18 protein-coding genes are annotated in these 20,430 nt (G+C 44.1%); 11 read left to right on the top strand and 7 right to left on the bottom strand.

Annotation, left to right across the window (positions count from 1 at the left end):
• The first annotated feature begins 37 nt into the window (after positions 1–37).
• A complete protein-coding gene (locus Q0110_RS00215) occupies positions 38–790 on the top strand; it encodes a polyprenol monophosphomannose synthase (protein ID WP_297900543.1) in 753 nt (250 codons plus the stop codon).
• A gap of 34 nt (positions 791–824) precedes the next feature.
• A complete protein-coding gene (locus Q0110_RS00210) occupies positions 825–2,171 on the top strand; it encodes a dihydroorotase (protein ID WP_297900540.1) in 1,347 nt (448 codons plus the stop codon).
• 153 nt (positions 2,172–2,324) lie between these two features.
• Here Q0110_RS00210 and Q0110_RS00205 read toward each other — a convergent pair whose 3' ends face one another.
• The 7 genes from Q0110_RS00205 to Q0110_RS00175 form a co-directional block, all read right to left on the bottom strand.
• Positions 2,325–2,870: a radical SAM protein gene (locus Q0110_RS00205; protein ID WP_297900537.1), complete on the bottom strand. Its 546-nt coding sequence runs from the start codon at positions 2,868–2,870 to the stop codon at positions 2,325–2,327.
• Positions 2,857–3,189, bottom strand: coding sequence for a 6-carboxytetrahydropterin synthase QueD (queD, locus tag Q0110_RS00200; protein WP_297900534.1), 333 nt, complete (start codon positions 3,187–3,189; stop codon positions 2,857–2,859). The genes Q0110_RS00205 and queD overlap by 14 nt, the downstream gene beginning before the upstream one ends.
• A 170-nt stretch (positions 3,190–3,359) precedes the next feature.
• The gene (locus Q0110_RS00195) at positions 3,360–4,484 is read right to left on the bottom strand and encodes a hybrid sensor histidine kinase/response regulator (RefSeq protein ID WP_297900531.1); all 1,125 of its coding nucleotides are present in this window, start codon (positions 4,482–4,484) and stop codon (positions 3,360–3,362) included.
• Between the two features lie 110 nt (positions 4,485–4,594).
• Entirely contained in the window at positions 4,595–5,782 is a 1,188-nt protein-coding gene (locus tag Q0110_RS00190; protein ID WP_297900528.1) for a glycosyltransferase family 2 protein, read from the bottom strand.
• Positions 5,757–6,680 (bottom strand): glycosyltransferase family 2 protein, encoded by a 924-nt coding sequence (locus Q0110_RS00185; RefSeq protein ID WP_297900525.1) that lies wholly within the window; start codon positions 6,678–6,680, stop codon positions 5,757–5,759. The genes Q0110_RS00190 and Q0110_RS00185 overlap by 26 nt, the downstream gene beginning before the upstream one ends.
• A complete protein-coding gene (locus Q0110_RS00180) occupies positions 6,673–7,854 on the bottom strand; it encodes a glycosyltransferase (RefSeq protein ID WP_297900522.1) in 1,182 nt (393 codons plus the stop codon). Before Q0110_RS00180 ends, Q0110_RS00185 begins: the two co-directional genes overlap by 8 nt.
• A 1,089-nt stretch (positions 7,855–8,943) precedes the next feature.
• Positions 8,944–9,249 (bottom strand): hypothetical protein, encoded by a 306-nt coding sequence (locus Q0110_RS00175; RefSeq protein ID WP_297900519.1) that lies wholly within the window; start codon positions 9,247–9,249, stop codon positions 8,944–8,946.
• Between the two features lie 139 nt (positions 9,250–9,388).
• Between Q0110_RS00175 and ltrA the strand changes: the two genes are divergently transcribed.
• The 9 genes from ltrA to Q0110_RS00135 all read left to right on the top strand — a co-directional run bounded on the left by ltrA (position 9,389) and on the right by Q0110_RS00135 (position 20,422).
• Positions 9,389–11,053: a group II intron reverse transcriptase/maturase gene (gene ltrA, locus Q0110_RS00170; RefSeq protein ID WP_297901342.1), complete on the top strand. Its 1,665-nt coding sequence runs from the start codon at positions 9,389–9,391 to the stop codon at positions 11,051–11,053.
• Positions 11,054–11,386: 333 nt separating this feature from the next.
• Positions 11,387–11,509 carry an AAA family ATPase gene (locus Q0110_RS18240; protein ID WP_366139615.1) on the top strand — a complete coding sequence of 41 codons (123 nt, stop codon included), beginning with the start codon at positions 11,387–11,389 and terminating at the stop codon, positions 11,507–11,509.
• A 673-nt stretch (positions 11,510–12,182) separates the two neighbouring features.
• On the top strand, positions 12,183–13,397 hold the full coding sequence (locus Q0110_RS00165) for a site-specific integrase (RefSeq protein ID WP_297900516.1): 1,215 nt from the start codon (positions 12,183–12,185) through the stop codon (positions 13,395–13,397).
• 718 nt (positions 13,398–14,115) lie between these two features.
• A complete protein-coding gene (locus Q0110_RS00160) occupies positions 14,116–14,700 on the top strand; it encodes a UpxY family transcription antiterminator (RefSeq protein ID WP_297900511.1) in 585 nt (194 codons plus the stop codon).
• 107 nt (positions 14,701–14,807) lie between these two features.
• Positions 14,808–15,488 carry a CpsB/CapC family capsule biosynthesis tyrosine phosphatase gene (locus tag Q0110_RS00155; RefSeq protein WP_297900508.1) on the top strand — a complete coding sequence of 227 codons (681 nt, stop codon included), beginning with the start codon at positions 14,808–14,810 and terminating at the stop codon, positions 15,486–15,488.
• Positions 15,489–15,501: 13 nt separating this feature from the next.
• Entirely contained in the window at positions 15,502–16,299 is a 798-nt protein-coding gene (locus Q0110_RS00150; protein ID WP_297900505.1) for a polysaccharide biosynthesis/export family protein, read from the top strand.
• Positions 16,300–16,311: 12 nt separating this feature from the next.
• Positions 16,312–18,684 (top strand): polysaccharide biosynthesis tyrosine autokinase, encoded by a 2,373-nt coding sequence (locus tag Q0110_RS00145; protein ID WP_297900503.1) that lies wholly within the window; start codon positions 16,312–16,314, stop codon positions 18,682–18,684.
• Positions 18,685–18,708: 24 nt separating this feature from the next.
• Positions 18,709–19,557, top strand: coding sequence for a radical SAM protein (locus Q0110_RS00140; RefSeq protein ID WP_297900499.1), 849 nt, complete (start codon positions 18,709–18,711; stop codon positions 19,555–19,557).
• A gap of 22 nt (positions 19,558–19,579) precedes the next feature.
• Positions 19,580–20,422, top strand: coding sequence for an ABC transporter permease (locus Q0110_RS00135; protein ID WP_297900496.1), 843 nt, complete (start codon positions 19,580–19,582; stop codon positions 20,420–20,422).
• Positions 20,423–20,430: the final 8 nt, after the last annotated feature.

Here is a 20,430-nt window from a genome sequence, read left to right as displayed (position 1 = left end):
AAATATGTACCTTCGTCCCAATAATTAATTAAAGATTATGTCAGACAGTATCGTCATTATTCCTACATACAACGAGAAGGAGAATATTGAGAATATCATTCGTGCCGTGTTTGGGCTGGAGAAAGCGTTTCATATCCTGGTGATCGATGATGGCTCTCCGGATGGGACGGCGGCTATCGTGAAGGGCTTGCAGAAAGAGTTCCCGGAGCGTCTGTTTATCGTGGAGCGTAAGGGGAAGCTGGGACTGGGTACCGCTTATATCCGTGGTTTTAAATGGGCTATCGAGCATAAATATGATTTTATTTTCGAGATGGACGCCGATTTCAGCCATAACCCCAATGACCTGCCGAAACTGTACGCCGCTTGTACCGGGCAAGGAGCAGACGTGGCCATCGGGTCGAGGTATTGTAACGGGGTGAATGTGGTGAACTGGCCGCTGGGCCGTGTGCTGATGTCTTATTTCGCCTCGGTGTATGTCCGTATCGTCACGGGTATGAAGATACAGGATACGACGGCGGGCTTCAAATGCTACCGTCGTGAGGTGCTGGAGACGATCGATCTGGACCGTGTTCATTTCAAGGGATACGCCTTTCAGGTAGAGATGAAGTTTACGGCTTATAAATGCGGCTTCAAGCTCGTGGAGGTGCCGATCATCTTTATCAACCGTGCCTTGGGCGTCTCCAAGATGAACTCTTCTATATTCGGGGAAGCCTTATTCGGCGTCCTTCAACTGAAATGGTGGAGTTTCTTCAGGAAGTATCCGAAGAAACATGCGAGCCATATCCTATAAGAACAGAGTTTGACAATTTCAAAGAATAAGAAAGATGAATAAAATATTAATCCAAAATCCGAGAATCATCAACGAGGGCCGTTCTTTTGTCGGCTCGGTGTTGGTGGAGGGGGATAAGATAGCGGCGGTGTTCGAGGGAGAGGTTCCCGGGGACGTGCGTGCCGGGGCGAACCAAGTGATCGACGCTACGGGGAAATGGCTGATCCCGGGCGTTATCGACGATCAGGTGCATTTCCGGGACCCCGGGCTTACCCATAAGGGAGATATCGGGACCGAGAGCCGTGCGGCCGTGGCCGGTGGCGTGACGACCTTCATGGATATGCCGAACACGAAGCCACAGACCACGACGATCGCCGATCTGGAATGGAAACTCAACCGTGCCGCCGAGGTCTCCCGTGCGAATTACTCCTTCTTCTTCGGTGGTACGAACGATAATATGGACGAGATACGCAAGCTGGACCGTAGCCGTGTGCCGGGGCTGAAACTGTTCCTCGGCTCGTCTACGGGGAATATGCTGGTAGACAAGAAAGACACCCTGGAACGCATCTTCGGCGAGGCCGGTATGCTGATCGCCATCCACGCGGAGAAAGAGGAGGTGATCCGGCGTAATATCCAGTATTACACGAACCTGTATGGCGAGGATCTGGACATCTCTTTCCATAGCAAGATCCGTAGCGAGGAGGCCTGCTACCAATGCTCGGCCGAGGCGGTCGAGTTGGCTGCCCGCCTAAATTCCCGTTTGCATATCCTGCATCTCTCCACGGAGAAAGAATTGTCGTTGCTCAGTAATAATATTCCCTTGAGCGAGAAAAAGATAACCGGCGAGGTCTGCGTGCACCATCTATGGTTTCACGACGGTGATTACGCCCAATTCGGCAACCGCATCAAGTGGAACCCCGCTATCAAGACGATCGAGGACCGGGCGGCGCTGCGTGAGGCGGTCAATAACGATACGATCGATATCGTAGCTACCGACCATGCCCCGCATCTGCCGGAGGAGAAGCAAGGCTCTTGCCTGAAGGCGGCTTCCGGAGGTCCGCTTATCCAGCATTCCTTGATCGTTATGTTAGAATTGGCGATGGAGGGCCGTTTCACCTACGAGAAGGTGGTCGAGAAGATGGCGCATATGCCGGCAGACTTGTTCCATATTGATAGGAGAGGATACATCCGTCCCGGATACTACGCGGATATCGTATTGATCGATCCGGAGCGGGCTTGGACGGTATCGAAAGAGAATATCTTGTACAAATGCGGTTGGTCTCCTTTCGAGGGCTATACCTTCCATCATGGCGTATGGAAGACTTTTGTGAATGGCGAGCTGGCCTATGGCGACGGCGAGGTGAATGATGCCGTGAGAGGCAAGGAAGTCCGTTATCTATAGCGGTAGGAAATGTGTCAAAATACCAAATGGCACACAGAGGATACAGGTCTAGCAGATAATCACAGATCATATATATTGAATATAAATAAGTTATCTGTGGTTATCCGCTCAATTGGTGTACCATACCGTGAATTGTGATACGCCTTCTCCTATCTATTGGATATCGATCAGTTTATGGGTTTGCAGACTTAGCCTCCACCCGGGATGCCGTAGGATGTAATCCACCACCTCTTCGGTATTCCGGCAGGAGCAGGGTTGCAGGAAATGATACCGTGCGGGGATTTCCGCATAGGCAGACAGGTCTTGCCCGGTATAAACCACCTTTATCTCATCGATCCTTTCCAATACCACCGGGGCGTTCTCCTTGGGCGAGCAAGTCACCCAGTCGATGCCGTCAGGCAGGGGGCGTGTGCCGTTCGTCTCGATACAGATCCGTTTCCCCGTCTCACGCAAGCGGGATATAAGCGCCTCGTCGATCCACAGGCTAGGTTCTCCTCCCGTCAGGATCACCATCCGTGCGGGGAAGGAAGATACCTTCTCCACGATCTCCTCGTCCGTCATCATCACGCCCTCCTCGTGGCGGGTGTCGCAAAAGCTGCATCTTAGGTTACATCCGGAGAAGCGGACGAATACGGCGGGAGTTCCCGTATGGAACCCCTCACCTTGCAAGCTATAAAAAATCTCGTTAATCTTCCTCATAGATCGCCGTGTTTCCCTCAGACTCTTTTACCTCTACCTTGAAACAAGACGGGATCTGCTCGCATACCCAACGGGCTATGTTCTCCGCTGTCGGGTTGAAGGGCAGGATATCGTTTAAGTTCTGGTGATCCAATCTGGATTCCACCTCTTTCTTGATATGGCTGAAATCTATCACCATGCCATCGGCGTTTAATTCCGTGGAGCGGCAATAAACCGTGATCATCCAATTGTGACCATGTAGATTCTCACATTTGCTGGGGTAGGACAATCTCAAGCTGTGGGAAGCGGAGATCTCCATACGTTTAATGACGGTGTACATACGATAAAATATTTGTTTTATACGATAAATAATGATGTACCTAATGTCACCTCGGCACATAAAAAAATCCCGGATATTTATCCGGGACGCGAAGATATAAAATATTTGGTTTATTTGTACGGTGCTTGTTACGATCGGCAATGTTGAATAATTTGTATGATCCTATAGGACTATACCTCTTGATTCAGCGCTTTCATCGAGAACAAGAAAGTAGTTCCTTTGCCCTCGCCCTCAGACTCGAACCAAAGCTTTCCTCCATGAAGTTCCACGAAATCCTTGCAAAGCATCAATCCCAATCCCGAGCCTTTCTCGTTCTTCGTCCCGTAGGTAGTGAAATGCGAGTCTTGTTTCAAGAGCTTATCTTGATCCTCTTTCTTGATCCCTTTTCCGGTATCTTTCACGCTGACAATCACGAAATCCCCTTCGGATCGTGAAGATAAAGTGATCGTACCCCCCTCGAAACTGAATTTCATGGCGTTGGAGATCAGGTTACGGATAATCGTCTTGAGCATATCGATATCGACCAAGCCTAACAGTTCCTTGTCCAGATTCTCTAGGATGATGCTCACGCCTTTTTGCGCCGCCATCGGGATATACATCTCGGCGGTACTGTCGATGATACTGTTTATGTCGGTCTGCTGCTTGTACACATGTTGCTTGTTCAACCGGTTCTTGGCCCATTTCAGCAGATTGTCGAGCAGCAAGAAGATTTCTTCCGAGGTCTTATTCATCATCTGGATCATCTCATATACCTCGTCACCTACTCGTTCTTTATTTACCATCATCAAGATGGCGTTGTTCATCATTTTCAACGAGCCTAGCGGAGAGCGCAGGTCATGCGCGATGACGGAGTATAGCGTATCCCTGGATTCGATCGTATTCTCCAACTCGGCTTTGATGCGTTTGATACTGTAGAGCTCGAAACGGTGAGCTACCCTTTTTACCAGTTCTTCGCGTTGGAACGGCTTGGTGACGTATTCGGTAGCGCCTAGTTGGTAACCTTTCACGATACTTTGCATATCGCTTAGGGCAGACATGATAATCACGGGTATATCCGTGGTATCGGGGTTGCTTTTCAGGCGCTGGAGGACTTCGTATCCGTCCATCTCCGGCATCATGATATCAAGTAGTATCAGATTGGGGTGTTTCTCGTTAGCTATCTGTAACGCTTTCTTGCCGTTGTCGCACGTCAAAAGCATATATCCCTCTTTCTTTAGTATGGCTTGTACTAGCATGACGTTTGTAGGGACATCATCTACGATAAGAATTTTATACTCTGAGGCCAATTTATCCATTGTATCTAAATTGTATTCTAGTATTATTGATATTCAAATAATATCAATAACACAAAAGTATTAATTAAAGTCGATATTATATACTATTTGCTCATCTATTTTTTATTTTTTTATCCCGCTTTCCGCCTGGCTTTTTCCCAGGTACCTGTGCCTTTGTGTTTAGAGAGATAGCTATATCCTCGTATAACGTTGATATTCATGAATAAAAAGTAGTAGGGAACGAATAGTAGCTTGTTGCGGAGATTCCTCCGTTCCATTTTATACCCCACGTATCCCATCAGGTAAAATACGAGTTGCAGGAATAGTATGGCCGTATAGAGGATATGCCCGGTACAGGCCAGGAATAGGTTGAGAGGCAAGAGGGCGAAAAGAGCGACCGGTGTCAGTGTCCATCGTAATACCCGGTGGCTGATGTATTGGAAGCTCAGTGTCCCGTACCGGAAAATGTTCAATAATCCCCGTAGCCGCCATACCGATTGCAATCCGCCGGCCGCTATGCGCACTTTCCGTTTCTCCTCCTCCCGCATGTTCAAGGAGGCGCTCTCGAGGGCGTACGCCTCTTTGCTGTAGGCGATCTTGTAGCCTTTCATCGCTATGCGCAGGGAGAGGATGAAATCGTCCAGCAAGGTGTCCGGGGGCATCTGCTCGAAGAGGGAGGTACGGATGGCGAACAGCTCGCCCGCCGCCCCGACGGCGGAGTATAGGCGGTAATCCAGCCGCTTGAGGGCAGACTCGTATTTCCAGTATATGCCTTCCCCGGCGGTGGCTCCCTGCTCGGCCTGTATCTCCACCCGTTTCTCTCCCGCCACGCAGCCTACCCGCGGGTCGCTGAACTGGCGTACGATTTCCCTGATGGCGTCCTTGTTCAGCATCGTGTTGGCGTCGGTGAAGATCACGTAGGGGGTCTCGACGTAGGGAAGGGCCCGGTTCAAGGCGGCGGTCTTCCCTTGCCGCCGCGGTTGGTATAGTACGGTGGTTTCCGGGTACTCTTTTAATATCTCGTTCGTGTTGTCTTTGCTTCCATCGGTAATCCAGACCAGTCTCAGCTTATCCTCCGGATAGTCCAGGTCCTCGCAATTCTCCATCTTGCTTGCCACGATCGCCTCCTCGTTGTAGGCGGCTATCAATAACGTGGCTTCCGGCAGCGGCTCGGGCAGCCGTAACGTTCTCGGCTTGACAAATATTTCCTTGATCTTGACCATGAGGTATAGCAATATCCCATATCCGAGATATGTATAGAAAACGATCCCGACGCCGATCCAGAAGAGGATCTCAGTAACTTGGTAGCTCTTTTCCATAATCCATGTCTTTATTGATTGCGACTAATCCGTTTATTAACCCCTTGCTTAGCGCCCCGAGCAACTGGAACCGGCCTTTCCGGAGATAGGCCAGGAAGCGCTTGGGGAAAGCCACCAGGGTTTGGTAGATGTACGAGTAAATCCTTTCATCCCTTTTATCAATCGATCGTTTGGCGAATAAAAGGCGGTTGCGGGTATGGTAATAGACTTGGAGCGGGCTTTGTTTCCCTACGCTCATGCTTTCTTTATGGTAGACGGTGGCGGTGGCCTCATACCAGATCGCCAACCCGGCCCGCTTTATTTGCACGCACCAGTCCAGCTCCTCGTAGTAAAGGAAATAAAATTCCGGCATCTTCCCGAATTTCTTGAGATCCGAGGTACGTATCATCATGGCTGCCCCGTGGGTGAACGCTGTCTCGCGGGATCGGTCGAATAGGCCTTTGTCTATCTGGCCGAACCCGATGCTCTCGTTGCGGAGGCAGACCGGGCTCATCGGTGTGGAGCCTGCGTATTGCAGTCTTTTTTTATCGGGCCAGCAAGCTATCTTGGGAGATACGCCCCCGATCCTTGGGTTTAGGTCCAATACTTTCACCAGGTTCTCTAATACCGGCCGGTCTATAAGCGTGTCGTTATTGAGGAAAAGCAGGTAATCTCCGCTGGCATGGGATATACCGAGATTGTTGCCCCCGGCGAATCCTAGGTTTCTCTCGCTACGGATCACCCGTACGGCGGGATGCCTCTCTTTCAGGATGGCATATTCCTCCGGGTCCCTGGAGGCGTTGTCTACCACGATTATCTCGTAAGGGAAAGTCTCGTGTGCCTTGAAAGCCTCGATCATCTCGCCGGTATCTTTCAGCCCGTTGTAATTGATCGTGATAATGGATACCTGTCTAGCCATGTTTCTCTTTTTTTGTCGTTATGCCGTGAGGGGTACTCTGGAAGCTGGTGTCTTTCTCCTTCACCCGGCGCAAGGAGGCTATATATCCTTTTATCAAGATGAGAAAGAGGAAAGGGAGTCTCGGCAGGTTCATATAGAACTTCCGGGTACGCATCTTCCGGGGGATAGCCAGCGTATACGTCAGGGTACCGGCCAATATAAGCCCGTACCATTTTAGGGCGATAGGGAGGGACGTGAAGCCCCATGTCAAGGCGAGGATGAGCGGGATGATCAGTTTTAATATCCTCGGGAACGGGAACCATTGGATCGCCTTGTCTATATAGTTCCAGTTAACGGCATGGAGGTCGAGATGGCGTATGATCAGCGAGAAGGCCAGCAGCTGGGCGTGGAACCAGCGGGATCTTTGCCGTGCCATGACCTCTTGGCGCGAGGTCTTCTCGTCGTACACGAGGATGTCCTCGGCGTAGTCTACAAAGATATTCTCGGTGGCGAGATAGATCTCCAGCTCTTTGTCCTCGGCGAAAGTGCCGCATCGGGGCATACGCGATTTCAGCCATCCGAAGTCGAATACCATGCCGGAGCCTATCAAGGAGGAGGAGAGCCCGGCGTTGACCCGCCCCTTGCGGAAGATGGTGTTGTTGATCTCCTCGGAGATACCGTCCCATACCGCTATCGGCGTATTGTCGTTCTTAAGGGTACGGTGCGCTTGCAGGGCGACGTTGCCTTGCGTGATATCGTTGACCCGGGTCAGGAAATCCGTATCCGTGAGGTTGTCGGCATCAAGGATGACGACTTTATCGATTCCCTCTTTCAGGTATTCCAAGGCGTAGGTGATGGACTTATGCTTCATGCTACGCTCGAAATCCGGCGTGAGGAGCTCGATCGGGAGCTTGGCGAGCGCTTGGTTCGTCTCCTCCCGCATATGGTCCGATACCACGATGACACGGTATTTGTCTTTGGGGTAGTCTTGCCGGAGGATATGCTCTACGGAATCCACGATGACATCGTCTTCCTTGTAAGCGGCGAAAACGATGGCAAACTTCAGGAAGCGTTTGTTATGTGGTTTCCGCCGCTTTCTCGTGAAGAAAGAGGTAAGTGTGAAAAATAGGTCATAGCCTATGAAAAAGGCTATGAAGGTAAATAAGGCTACATCTAGGTAGATTAACAGCTTCATCCGTTTTTTTTACAAAAGTACGTATAATTTTCAACAACTGTTTAGCTCCGGTGTTTTTTTTAGTACCAGGGATATCCATATCTTTTCTAGTGAGTTTAGGGCTGTTTCATGGATTTTTCCCTGGGTTCCGGGGTCGCTAAAAGAGTATGCCGTATGTTTTTCCCAGGCTGCTTAGCGCCGCCGAGAGTACCAGCCCCCAGCCTAGCAATACTCTACAGAAATTGCCATGAAAAAGTGGCCTCTGAAAGTCTTGCCGTTTGTAATGTGTGGAGAATCTTTTGGAACCTTTTTTAATGGGACAAAAAGCATTACTCTTTATGTTATATTAATCCCATTGAACTGTAATCGGTTAAATGAAGCGGTATATACGGATATGGACATACAACTGGAAGCCGCTTGTAAACAGTATTGGAATACTCAGTAGTCTCACCATATTGCATATTACGGAGGGGTGTGGTAAAAATCCGGTCTTTTTTCTCAAGAATACAATAAAGTTGTATTAGAGGCTATAAATGAAGAATTACTAGCTTCGAAAAAATTTAAAGAACATTTAGATCTGTTGTTGTCTACATCTCCGTTATTAACAAAACAACAAAAAGAGAATGCATATAATATTTTCAGAAGTAACTGTTGTAGCTTATTAGGCATAGATATTCCCGTAACAGAGAATGTGAAATCAAAGCGTTCTCAAATAGGGACTATATTCATAAAAAAGTTGAAACTTTTGATTTACTCAAATTAGTAGAGTCTTTTGAGAAACATATTTTATTGTAAGGCGATAGAATGATGAGGGGTTAATCTCATTATATATAAAACAAGAAAATTGTAAGATTTTCAAAATTCACATGTATAATACTGAAACAAAAAAATAATTATAGGAAATACATCTTTTGATTTTAAATTTGTGTGACGTGAAAAGTTACGCCAGTAGCTGTCTGTCAATCGTTTCCCGATAGAACAGACCTATTGTTTCACCAATAGTAGCCTACGAGCAGGTGCGCTTGTACAAGGGTATCAAGCTGCTCGGACAAGGTAGCCCTCCCGAAAGGGTAAGAACGAACCGTGAGGGAAGTTCAAAGGTCGCAAGCATTATGCGGTCGGGGAGCTTGGCTCGGAAGGTATGGTCAACGCAAGTGAATTGCTAATAAACGTCGTTAAGTCGAACAAGCCTACTAATGCTATCAGGCTTGAACCAAAAGGTAAAATGGCTGGCTGTCCCTGTGAATTTTGGGGACACGTGAACAATAGAGCCATCGGCGAAGAGGCAAGACCTAACCCATTCCCGGTACTGGTGTAAAACACGGTAAGCCCATATATCTCCCATGAGGGTAGGAGAACCGCAAGGTAATCTGACGGATATGTGGGTAAAGGAGAACCGGAGAAAGCGAATGCCATCCTGTAATCGGGTGGATAGGGATTGAGCCGAAACCATGAATTGTTTTTGACAACATTATCCTACGTGAAAACGAGCAGACTTCCGGTATGGTGACGTTTTACAAGATAACTTTTAGAACTTATGAAAGAAGAAAAGCAAATGTACGAAAACAAAAAATCGTGTGCGTCTTCTGACCGCAATGGTCGGACTTGGGAAAGCATAGACTGGAACAAGTGCGAGCAGGCGGTCAATAAGCTGCAAGCGCGTATTGTAAAAGCTCAGAAAGCAGGTAAGTTCGGCAAGGTAAAAGCCTTGCAATGGACACTTACCCACTCGTTTTATGCCAAAGCATTGGCAGTCAAGCGAGTTACTTCCAATAATGGAAAGAAGACTTCAGGGGTTGATAAAATTCTTTGGTCAACTCCGCAATCGAAGTTCAAAGCCGTTGTGACACTAAGAAGAAGAGGCTACAAACCTCAACCGTTAAAAAGAGTAAACATCAAGAAAAGTAATGGCAAACTTCGCCCGTTGGGAATACCGACAATGAAAGACAGAGTCATGCAAGCACTTTATCTGATGGCACTGGAACCAGTGTCTGAAACTACAGCAGACAACTATTCCTTCGGTTTCAGGAAAGACCGCAGCACGGCAGACGCTATGGCTCGTTGCCATTCGCTTCTGTCCAAGAAAACATCCGCCCGATGGATATTGGAGGGAGATATTAAAGGCTGTTTCGACCACATAAGCCACGAATGGTTGATGAAGAATATCCCTATGGATAAATCCATCTTACAAAAATGGCTGAAATGTGGATACGTATATAACAGAGAACTTTTCCCGACAGAAGAAGGTACACCGCAAGGAGGTATCATATCACCGACACTTGCCAATATGACGCTTGACGGTTTACAGAACCTATTGGAAACTCATTTCCCGTGGGAACGAGTATCAGGAAAATCAGGATGGTACTGCCCGAAAGTTAGATTGGTACGTTACGCAGACGACTTCATTATAACAGGTGATACTAAAGAAATATTGGAACATAGTGTAAAACCTTTGGTAGCTGATTTCCTCGCAGAAAGAGGACTGACACTATCCGAAGAGAAAACTAAAATCACACGTATAACGGATGGTTTCGATTTTCTTGGTTTCAATGTACGGAAATTTGGAGATACCCTGCTGACACAACCTTCTAAAGATAGGAAAAAACGAATGTTGAGTAAAGTCAAAGATGAAATCAAACGGTTTCGTGGCGATGCTCAACATGAACTGATTATGCGATTGAACCCGATACTTAACGGATGGGCTAACTATTACAAATATAGTGCAGCCTCAAATGTCTTTCGTAAAACAGATTATCAAATCTATAAGAAATTATGGCGGTGGGCACTCCGCAGGCATGGTAACAAATGCAAAGGGTGGATTAAGAACCGATATTTCCATAGAATTGATGGTCGTGACTGGGTATTTGCAGTTAAAAGGAAGAACGAAAAGCATGAGGAATATTTTATTCCAATCACTATTCTGTTCAATACGAAGATTGAAAGATACCCCCAACTGAAATGTGATGTCAATCCTTTTGACCCTGAATGGAAGCAATACCTTGAAAAAAGGAGAACTGCCAAAATGAGAATGAGCTTGAAAGGCAAGAGGTCACTTATCTCAATGTGGGAAAGACAAAATCGTAACTGCATGTTATGCGGACAGCCGATAACAGCAGAAACCTCATGGCACATCATGAGCCAGCAGAAGAATGGGAAAAAACACCTCTGCTTAGTTCATGATGGCTGTTATCAAGGTGTTACACATAAAAAGAAGAAGTAAGTATGAGCGTATTTCTATTTAAAAAGGAATATTGTTTGCTTGAGCCGTGTGAGGGGAAACTTTCACGCACGGTTCTTAGGGGGGAAAGCACCCGTAAGGGTGCTGACCTACCCGACCATACATCCAAAATAAGGAAAGAGAAAACAATCTGTTTCATTCTATCCAATAGAACCGGAATGGAGTCTTGACGGAATAATCTTATCTAAAAAATTGCGCAACACATTAAAGGATGTCATTTCATTTTGTCTCAATAAACCTAGAACCGTAGAGGAATGGGGACTTCATAGATTTCTTAAAGATGCTGGTAATTGCATTTCCATTAACTTTTAGGGATTGCCTGGAACAGGAAAAAGTATTGCTACAGAAGCAATAACAAAAGCTATGGGCAAACGTGTTATTCAAGTTTCATACTCCAGTCTGATGGGCAGTCTTCAAAGAAATACGGAAAAAATATAACATCCCTATTTGAAGCTGTGGTAGAAGAAGATTGTATAATTTTATTTGATGAAGCTCATGGTTTATTAAGTGCAATTCGTCAGATTATTATTTTTGCCTGTTCTTTATAAAACACCTGATGATCTTGTCAAACAGTTGTATGACAGTCACGTATCAGGACGAAAAGAGTATTCCCTTTTACGATAGACAGGTAATATATTCGTAACGGAAAGTCTGCATATGTCCGCTATATTTTGCATTTTGTCACTTAGTAGCAAACTGAGGAATTAGGATGTTTACACGTGTGATTTAGAGAGTTACATTGATCGTTGCAATCTTGCTTTTAGAATGCTCGATTTAAAAACGATCGAATTGCTATATTCGGTTTTCTTTTGCATTAGTCAAAGAACGATTTTTCCTTTGCGAATATACGTTTTACTAGCGATAAAAGCAAGTGTTTTATGCTGCTTAAATATCTTAAAATCAGACATATAAAAAGAAAGTCTGATTTCATGACCTCCCTATCTTATGAAAAAAACACTCTTTTCCGGCAAAAAGCAACGTAGCATTTCCTTCTTTTTTATATTTAGTCATCATAAGATTCTTATTCTCTGAAATACAATGTTTTGTGTAAACTAATAAGCATATGTATCTGATAATTTTGCATCCTGTAAAATTTTAAATCAGAGAGTTTATGGCTACAGTAAAAATTAAGTTCAGACCTTCCTCCGTGGATGGTAGAGAAGGTACGGTTTATTATCAAGTAATTCACGGACGTGTGGTAAGACAGATCAACACTTCCTACAAACTATTTCCTGCCGAGTGGAGTAAGCTGCGTTCCCGGATTGTCATCACATCGCCGGATGAGGACAGGCGGCAATATCTATTGCTATTAGAGAGGAAAATAGCGGAAGATACTGAAAGGTTAAAGAATGTCATCGCTGCTCTAGAACAGAGGGGAGGTGTTTTCACCACCGATGATGTGACTTCCGCTTTTCACGGTAAGCATTGCGGCCTTTTCTTTTTTGTTTTCATGCGGGAGGTTATAGATGGTTTGAAACGTCTGGGGAAGATACGGACTGTCGAGACCTATAGCTCCACGCTAAGTAGTTTCATGCGATTTATGGATGGAAAGGACGTACCGCTCGAAGAAATGGATTCCGACCTGATGATCGCATACGAGGCATGGCTGAAGTCTAAAGAAATCTCCATGAACACGATATCCTTTTACATGCGTATTTTGCGTGCTACCTATAACCGTGCCGTGGAGAAAGGATTTGTTGTCCAGCGTTTCCCTTTCAAACATGTTTACACAGGAGTCGAGAAGACAGCGAAACGGGCCCTTCCCTTGCATGTGATAAAACAGCTCAGAATACTGGACCTGTCACTTCATCCGGCTAGAAGACTTGCGAGGGACATGTTGCTTTTCAGTTTTTATACAAGGGGGATGTCCATGATCGATATGGCATTTTTAAGAAAGAAGGATATTGACAACGGTATCCTTTCATACCGGCGAAAGAAAACCGGGCAACAACTTTTTGTAAAATGGGAGCCATGCATGCAAGAGATCGTGGATCGTTATAATATCTCCGAATCCCCATACCTTCTTCCCATCATTGTCAGACCGGGTGTGGAGGAAAGAAAGCAATATATCAATGCTTCCCATCGTATTAACAGATGTTTGAGAGCCATAGGGAAAGAACTGGGCTTGTCGGTTCCTTTGACTCATTACGTCGCCCGCCATTCTTGGGCCAGTGCAGCCCGAAGTAAAAATATTCCGATTTCAGTAATCAGCGAAGGTATGGGACATGGCTCGGAAACTACTACAAGAATCTATCTGGCTTCATTAGATACTACTACTATTGATAAAGCAAACAGGTTGATTTTAAGATCTTTATACGGAGTCTAACATATTGAGCGAATGTATGCTCTCTTCTCAAGAGATGAATTTTTCGTTACAAAATTATACAAAATATAGAAAATCACCCAATAAATGACAAAAAATATGTTTCACGCTCAAAAACAGTTGAGCGAAAAGAAATATTTGTTGAGTAAAAATGGATTCTATTAAATAGAATGAAACAAAAAGTATTTTGATAATTAAATGATTAGATTAAAAATAACAAGATAACCTATCTCTTGAGAAGAGAAGTACAAAAAAGAATTTTCCTGATAAGGAAGACTTATTTTAAGGAATAATCTTAGATGTAAGAGTGCTCAAAGATGATAATAATGTGGAGCGGAAATTATAGTCTCTCCGTAAGAGATGAATAACATGGTGTAAATTACATAAAAAGCGACTACAAAAATGAGTAAAAAATAATTACAAAATGGAATAATTCTTGAAACCGTAAAGCTATTTATTGAGCAAACAAGACTTGATAAAAAAATCGAAGTCTTTATTGTCGAGCTGTTTTGTTCATATATGTCGTATTATTTATCTCTTACGGAGATGATATACCTTTCGACTGGAAGCGACGGATGGTACATTGAATCTTTTGACGGCAAATATGTATAAGAAGATGACGGGGATAAAGCCCGAACTTTTAGATGATATGTTTGTAACTGCATGTTTTTCTGATAGATACAGATGCTTGCAGGATTAGAAAATTTTGCCTTTACTGAAAATGGAGACATATGCGTCAGACAACAAAGGAACGGTGTACGTTCCTGTACCTGAAGTGACGGGGGATGACATGGCACAATGGTTTGTGATGCGCGACCTGAGCCGTTCTAATGCCAAGGAACCTGCTTGGAAGATATTGGAAGAACTGGAAATGGATTACTTTACACCTATGGTACAGAAATTGGTTATTCGCAACGGGAGGCGAGAAAAAGAAAAAGCACCCTACATACAGGATTTGGTATTCGTGCATGAAAGCCGTTCAGCCCTTGATCCCATCGTGGAAAATGTACGCACCTTCCAATACCGTTACCTGAAGAGGCGCGTACCTATGACCGTGCGTGAGGTCGACATGAAACGGTTCGTCCGGGCGGTAGAATCCACCAAGTTTCCCCGTTTCTACCGCCCCGACGAGATTACCCAGGACATGCTCCGTCATAGGATACGCATCGTGGGCGGCAACTTAGACGGTTATGAGGGCTTCCTACTCACCGTGCGCGGTTCGAGGGTAAAGCGTCTGCTGGTGGAATTGCCGACTTTGTTGGCAGTGTCCGTGGAAGTGAAACCGGAGTTTGTCCAGTTACTGTGAGATCGGAAGATAAGGTTTCTTCTAAAATTATCGTAGTTTCACGTAATTTATGATTTAATTTCATGTGGACTCTATTTTCACGTCAAACTTTGTTGGAAAGTGGTATAATGGACGGAATGACAGATTATCATTCCCATGTCCTCCCTGGGGTAGATGATGGAATTGTGACTTTGGAGAAAGCTCTCCATACATTAAATTTTTACGAGAAAATCGGAGTACGGGATTTATGGCTGACTCCTCATATCATGGAAGATTATCCCAATCAAACAACGGATTTGCAACGGGAATTTTCTGCTTTTTCTGCTGCGTATAGGAACAACTGTGGAGAGCGTCCGGTTACATTGCATCTGGCATCCGAGAATATGTTGGACTCCTTGTTCTTTCAACGTCTTGACGAAGGCGATCTACTTCCCATTATAGACGGGCGTCAAATACTGGTTGAGACCTTTTGTTGCAATCCCCCGTTCGGGTTTGAAAATTTACTTGACCAAATAGCATATAAGGGATACATGCCTATACTTGCACATCCGGAACGCTATCGTTATATGTCGATGAGTGACTACCGGGATTTACATGACAGGGGAATCAAATTCCAGTTAAACCTTACTTCCGTTGTGGGTGCATACGGGACGGAGGTACAGGCCAAAGCCCATACCCTGCTGAAGAAAGGTTATTATTCCATGCTCGGCAGTGATTTACATCACCCGGAAAACTTTGCTCGAATGGTTGGCATACCGGTAAGGAAAAGCGTGTTGGATTCCTTACGTTCTTTAATAAACGAATCATAAACAACAGACAATCATGATACAGTTAAAAAAATTTTTCATATACCATGTATTCGTGTTGGTTACGTGCGTATTCATTCTGTCAGGCTGTGCTACGCCTACCAAAGTCGTGTATTTGCAGGATGTACAGCCCAATGTGACCGTTGCATTGCAGGAGGCAAAAGAGATAACGTTGAAACCCGGTGACAGGTTACGTATCGTGGTATATAGTCGTGACCGGGAACTTGTACAGATGTTCAATCTCAATAATTTCAATATGTCAACTGTCGACCATAACAATCAAAATTCATACTATACAGTCAATAAGGATGGAAAGATCGATATGCCGGTTCTGGGGCTTATTAGTGTGGAAGGACTTACCCGGCTGGAAGTAGCCGACTTGATAAAATTCAGGTTGTTATCCGGAAAGCTGGTGCGTGATCCGACCGTCACGGTAGAGTATGCCGGCATTAGTTATTTCGTTATGGGAGAGGTGGGCAATCCCGGTCGCCAGCTGATAGACCGTGACCAGATCACGTTGCTCGAAGCTCTCTCGCAGGCCGGAGATCTCACCATCCAGGGACGCCGCGACAATATCCTTGTCTTGCGTACGGAAGACGGTAAACAGACACCTTATCGGGTAGATATAACACAGACGGAAAGTCTATACGGTTCACCGGTATATTACCTGCAACAGAATGATTTGATTTATGTGGAACCTAATGAGATGCGTGCCAACCAATCCCGCCTTAACGCAAACACATTGCGCACACCCAGCTTTTGGTTTAGCACATCCTCTTTTTTGTTATCCATCATCTTACTTTTCATCAAATAGCCTACAAGAAAAATGGAAAGATACATTCCTGCCACAGATAAACGACAACCGGCATCCAACAATAGCAAATTAGATGTACAAGATTGGTTTTTCCTGTGTGTAAATCATTGGAAATGGTTTGCCTTATCACTCCTTATTTCAATGGGGGGAGCGGTCTTATACTTAAAAATGACACCTAAGGTATATACACGTACGACTTCCATCCTTATCAAGGCAAAGGATGACAGTGGAAATGCGTCGGAACAGCAGTTAAAAGAACTGGGTATCATGCAAAACTCCTCAAATATAACCAATGAGATACTATCTTTGCAAAATACGGTCGTGGCTAGGGAAATTGTTCGTCGGCTGAATCTGGAGATAAATTATTTGCATGAAAACTCTTTTCATGATGAAGTCCTTTATGGCATTGACCGGCCAATTAGCGTTATCTTCACGGAGTTGAATGACAATGAAACCGCTTCCCTGTCGGTAACGTCAACTTCAGACAGTACCGTTACACTGAGTGACTTGCGGCGTAACGACAAGGCATACGAAACTATCATCGAAATGAAACTGGGAGAAAGCCGGAAGACTCCATGCGGAAACATAACCGTACTGCCTACTCCCTACTATAAAGACGGACGGGTCAAGATAACCCGCTCTGGCATAGATGATGCGGCAAATTCTGTCAAAAAGCGCATTTCAGCCCAACTGCGCGATAAAAACTCTACCATCATAGACATCAGTTACCGGGATGTATCTATTGCCCGTGCGGAAGACGTGCTTAACACGCTCGTTTCCGTATATAATGAGAATTGGATAAAAGATCGTAATCAGATAACCGTCAGCACCAACGAGTTCATCAAAGACCGTTTGGAAGTGATAGAGCAGGAACTGGGAAGTGTGGAACAAGATATATCCAATTATAAGTCCGAGAATCTGATGCCCGATGTTCAGCAAGTGGGAAGTCTTGCAATGACTCAAGCCAATACAGCCGAACAGGAGTCTAATACGCTCAGTAATCAGATTTACATGGTACGTTACATCCGAAGTTATCTGATGGACGGACGACATGAGAATCAATTATTGCCTTCCAATTCAGGTGTCGGTAGCTCCACCATCGGCAGGCAAATCGAGGAATACAATGAAATACTGCTACGTCGTAACAATCATCTGGCCAACTCCTCTCTTCAGAATCCGTTGGTCATGGATTTAAACCAACACTTGGCTACTCTACGCCATACCATCATTCAGTCGTTGGACAATGAATTGGCCATTCTCAATGTCCAACAGCAAAATATACGTTCCAACTATGACCATGCGGTGGCGAAGATTGCTTCTAACCCCCAACAAGCCAAATACCTGCTTTCTGTGGAACGTCAGCAGAAAGTAAAGGAGTCTCTTTATCTCTTTCTGTTACAGAAACGCGAAGAAAACGAGCTTTCACAGGCTTTTACCGCCTATAATACACGGTTAATAGAACCGCCTCATGGTAGTATGGCTCCCACGGAACCGATTGGTAGTGTTATTTTATTTTACGCTTTTTGTTTTGGTTTAGGGTTGCCGATATGTATATTATTCGGTAAAGAATACTTCAATACCTCTGTGCGCAGACGTGATGATTTGAAGAACCTCCGTATTCCGTTTATCGGGGAAATTCCGTTTGTCGACAAGAGGAAAAAGGTACAATGGCCCACGAAGAGCGTAAAGCAAAAGGCTGTTTCTCCTCATATATTGGTGGAAAAGGAGAATAGAGACCTTATAAATGAGGCTTTCCGTGTGGTACGTACCAATTTGGAGTTCGTGTTGGGATTTGAGGATTCCCACCGTGTGATTATGCTGACTTCCATCAATCCGGGCAGCGGAAAGACATTTATTACGGCTAACCTTTCAAATGCATTGGGTATCAAGGATAAAAAAGTTTTGGCCATTGACCTTGATTTGCGCAAAGGAACTTTGTCGGAATATGTTGATAGCCCTCAGCATGGAGTATCTAATTATTTGAGTGGTCAGGAGGCTGATTATCGGAAATTGGTTATCAGACAAAATTGTGTAGACATTCTGCCTTGTGGCACTCTTCCACCTAATCCTACGGAGTTGTTGTTTGTGCCTCGCTTCCAGCAAATGATGGAAGAAGTTCGACAGGAGTATGACTATGTGTTTGTCGATTGCCCTCCTGTGGAGATTGTAGCTGATGCCGCTATCGTCAATCGGTATGCGGACCAGACACTCTTTATCATTCGTGCCGGAATGTTTGAACGTAACCTTTTATCTGATGTAGAAAGCTGGTATGATGAAAAGAGATATAATAATTTGTCTATCATATTGAATGCAACAAAAGGTTTTTCAGGATATTACAGACACCATAAATATGGGTATTCTCATGGGAATGGGTATGTAAAATAAAAATGTGTAAAATAGGAGTTTAAAATGGATAGATTTGTACAAAATGTAAAGAGAAGATTTTTCTCTTTCATGAATATAAAGCGTTTTCGTTATATAAAAGGCTTGACGAATTTAAATACCTTTGAAGTTCATGTAACCGACCATTGTAATTTAGATTGCCGGAGTTGTGATCATTTTTCTCCTTTATCAGAACCGTATTTTGTCGATTTACAGAAGTTAGAAGAGGACTTTAAACTTCTTAGCCCGATTGCTCATCGCTTTTTCAATCGAATATATTTGTTGGGAGGAGAGCCACTACTTCATCCGGATATAGAGAAGATTCTGATTTTAACAAGGCTTTATTTCCCTAAAATGAAAATAGTGCTTTTTACCAATGGTATAAAGTTACGGTCTATGCAGGAAAATTTTTGGAAGGTATGTTCTATTAACTCTATTCAAATCAGTATATCTAAATATCCTATAAATATACATCATAAGCAAGTGTATGACATTATGGATAAATGGTCTATACGATATACCTCTTCTTCTGAGATTTCACATTTCTTTCACTATCCTCTTGATCCTTCCGGAAGGCAAAATCCATTGAAAAGTTATGAGAATTGTTCCTATGGAGGAGTTTGTTTACAATTAAGGAATGGTAGATTGTATTCTTGTGCAAGAATAGCTTATATCGAAAAAATAAACAATGCTTTTGGATTAAATTTTGAATATGCAAAGGGCGATTTTATTAATATTAATAAATTGAATAGAAAGATTTTCTTTGAGTTTGTCACTCAGCCCAGGCCATTTTGCCGCTATTGCAATCCAAAGAAAAAAGGTGTTGAATGGGGACATTCCAATAAAAGTAAGGAGGAGTGGTTTTCAAAATATTAGTCATTGTCATAAACTCGATTAGATGAAAGAAAACTGGACGATAGAAATAAAGCCAAAGAAAAAGTGGCTGGATATAGATCTGAAAGGACTTTGGCAATACCGCGACCTTTATTATATGTATGTGAAGCGTGATATTGTCATAGTTTATAAGCAAACTATATTAGGTCCGTTGTGGTTTTTGGTACAACCTATACTCACTACCATCATGTATATGTTTGTATTCGGCGGTCTTGCCGGCATATCCACCGATGGTGTACCACAACCGCTGTTTTATATGTCAGGAATTATGTTGTGGAACTATTTCAATTCAGCGTTTACAGAATCATCTAATGTATTTATAAAGAATGCAGGAGTGTTTGGTAAAGTCTATTTCCCTCGTCTTGTAGTTCCTCTTTCCGGAATAACCTCTAATTTGATAAAATTGGGAATCCAGTTATTTTTGTTTGCAACCATCTATCTTTATTTTTATTTTCAAGGTGTATCTCTGAGCATGAATTGGAGTATTTGTTTGTTCCCTCTTTTAGTAATTCTGATAGCTTTTCATGCTATGGCCGGAGGATTGATTGTTTCAGCTTTGACAGTGAAGTATCGTGACTTGACCTTATTGGTAACTTTTGGTATCCAGTTGTTCATGTATGCCACACCGGTTATTTATCCATTAAGTGCCACTCCGGCTAAATACCATGATATATTATTACTTAATCCATTGACTTCGATTTTCGAAGCATTCAAGTATAGTTGTATGGGGTGTGGTACTTTAGATTGGGGAGGCTTGCTGTACAGTACTGTGTTCATGTTAGTCTCAATGTTTCTTGCCGTGATTATTTTCACCCGTGTGGAACGCAATTTTATGGACACCATTTAAGTAATAAA

The sequence above is a fragment of the uncultured Parabacteroides sp. genome, from assembly GCF_947855115.1.
Taxonomy (GTDB): domain Bacteria; phylum Bacteroidota; class Bacteroidia; order Bacteroidales; family Tannerellaceae; genus Parabacteroides.
This window is presented reverse-complemented; position numbering and strand designations above follow the sequence as displayed.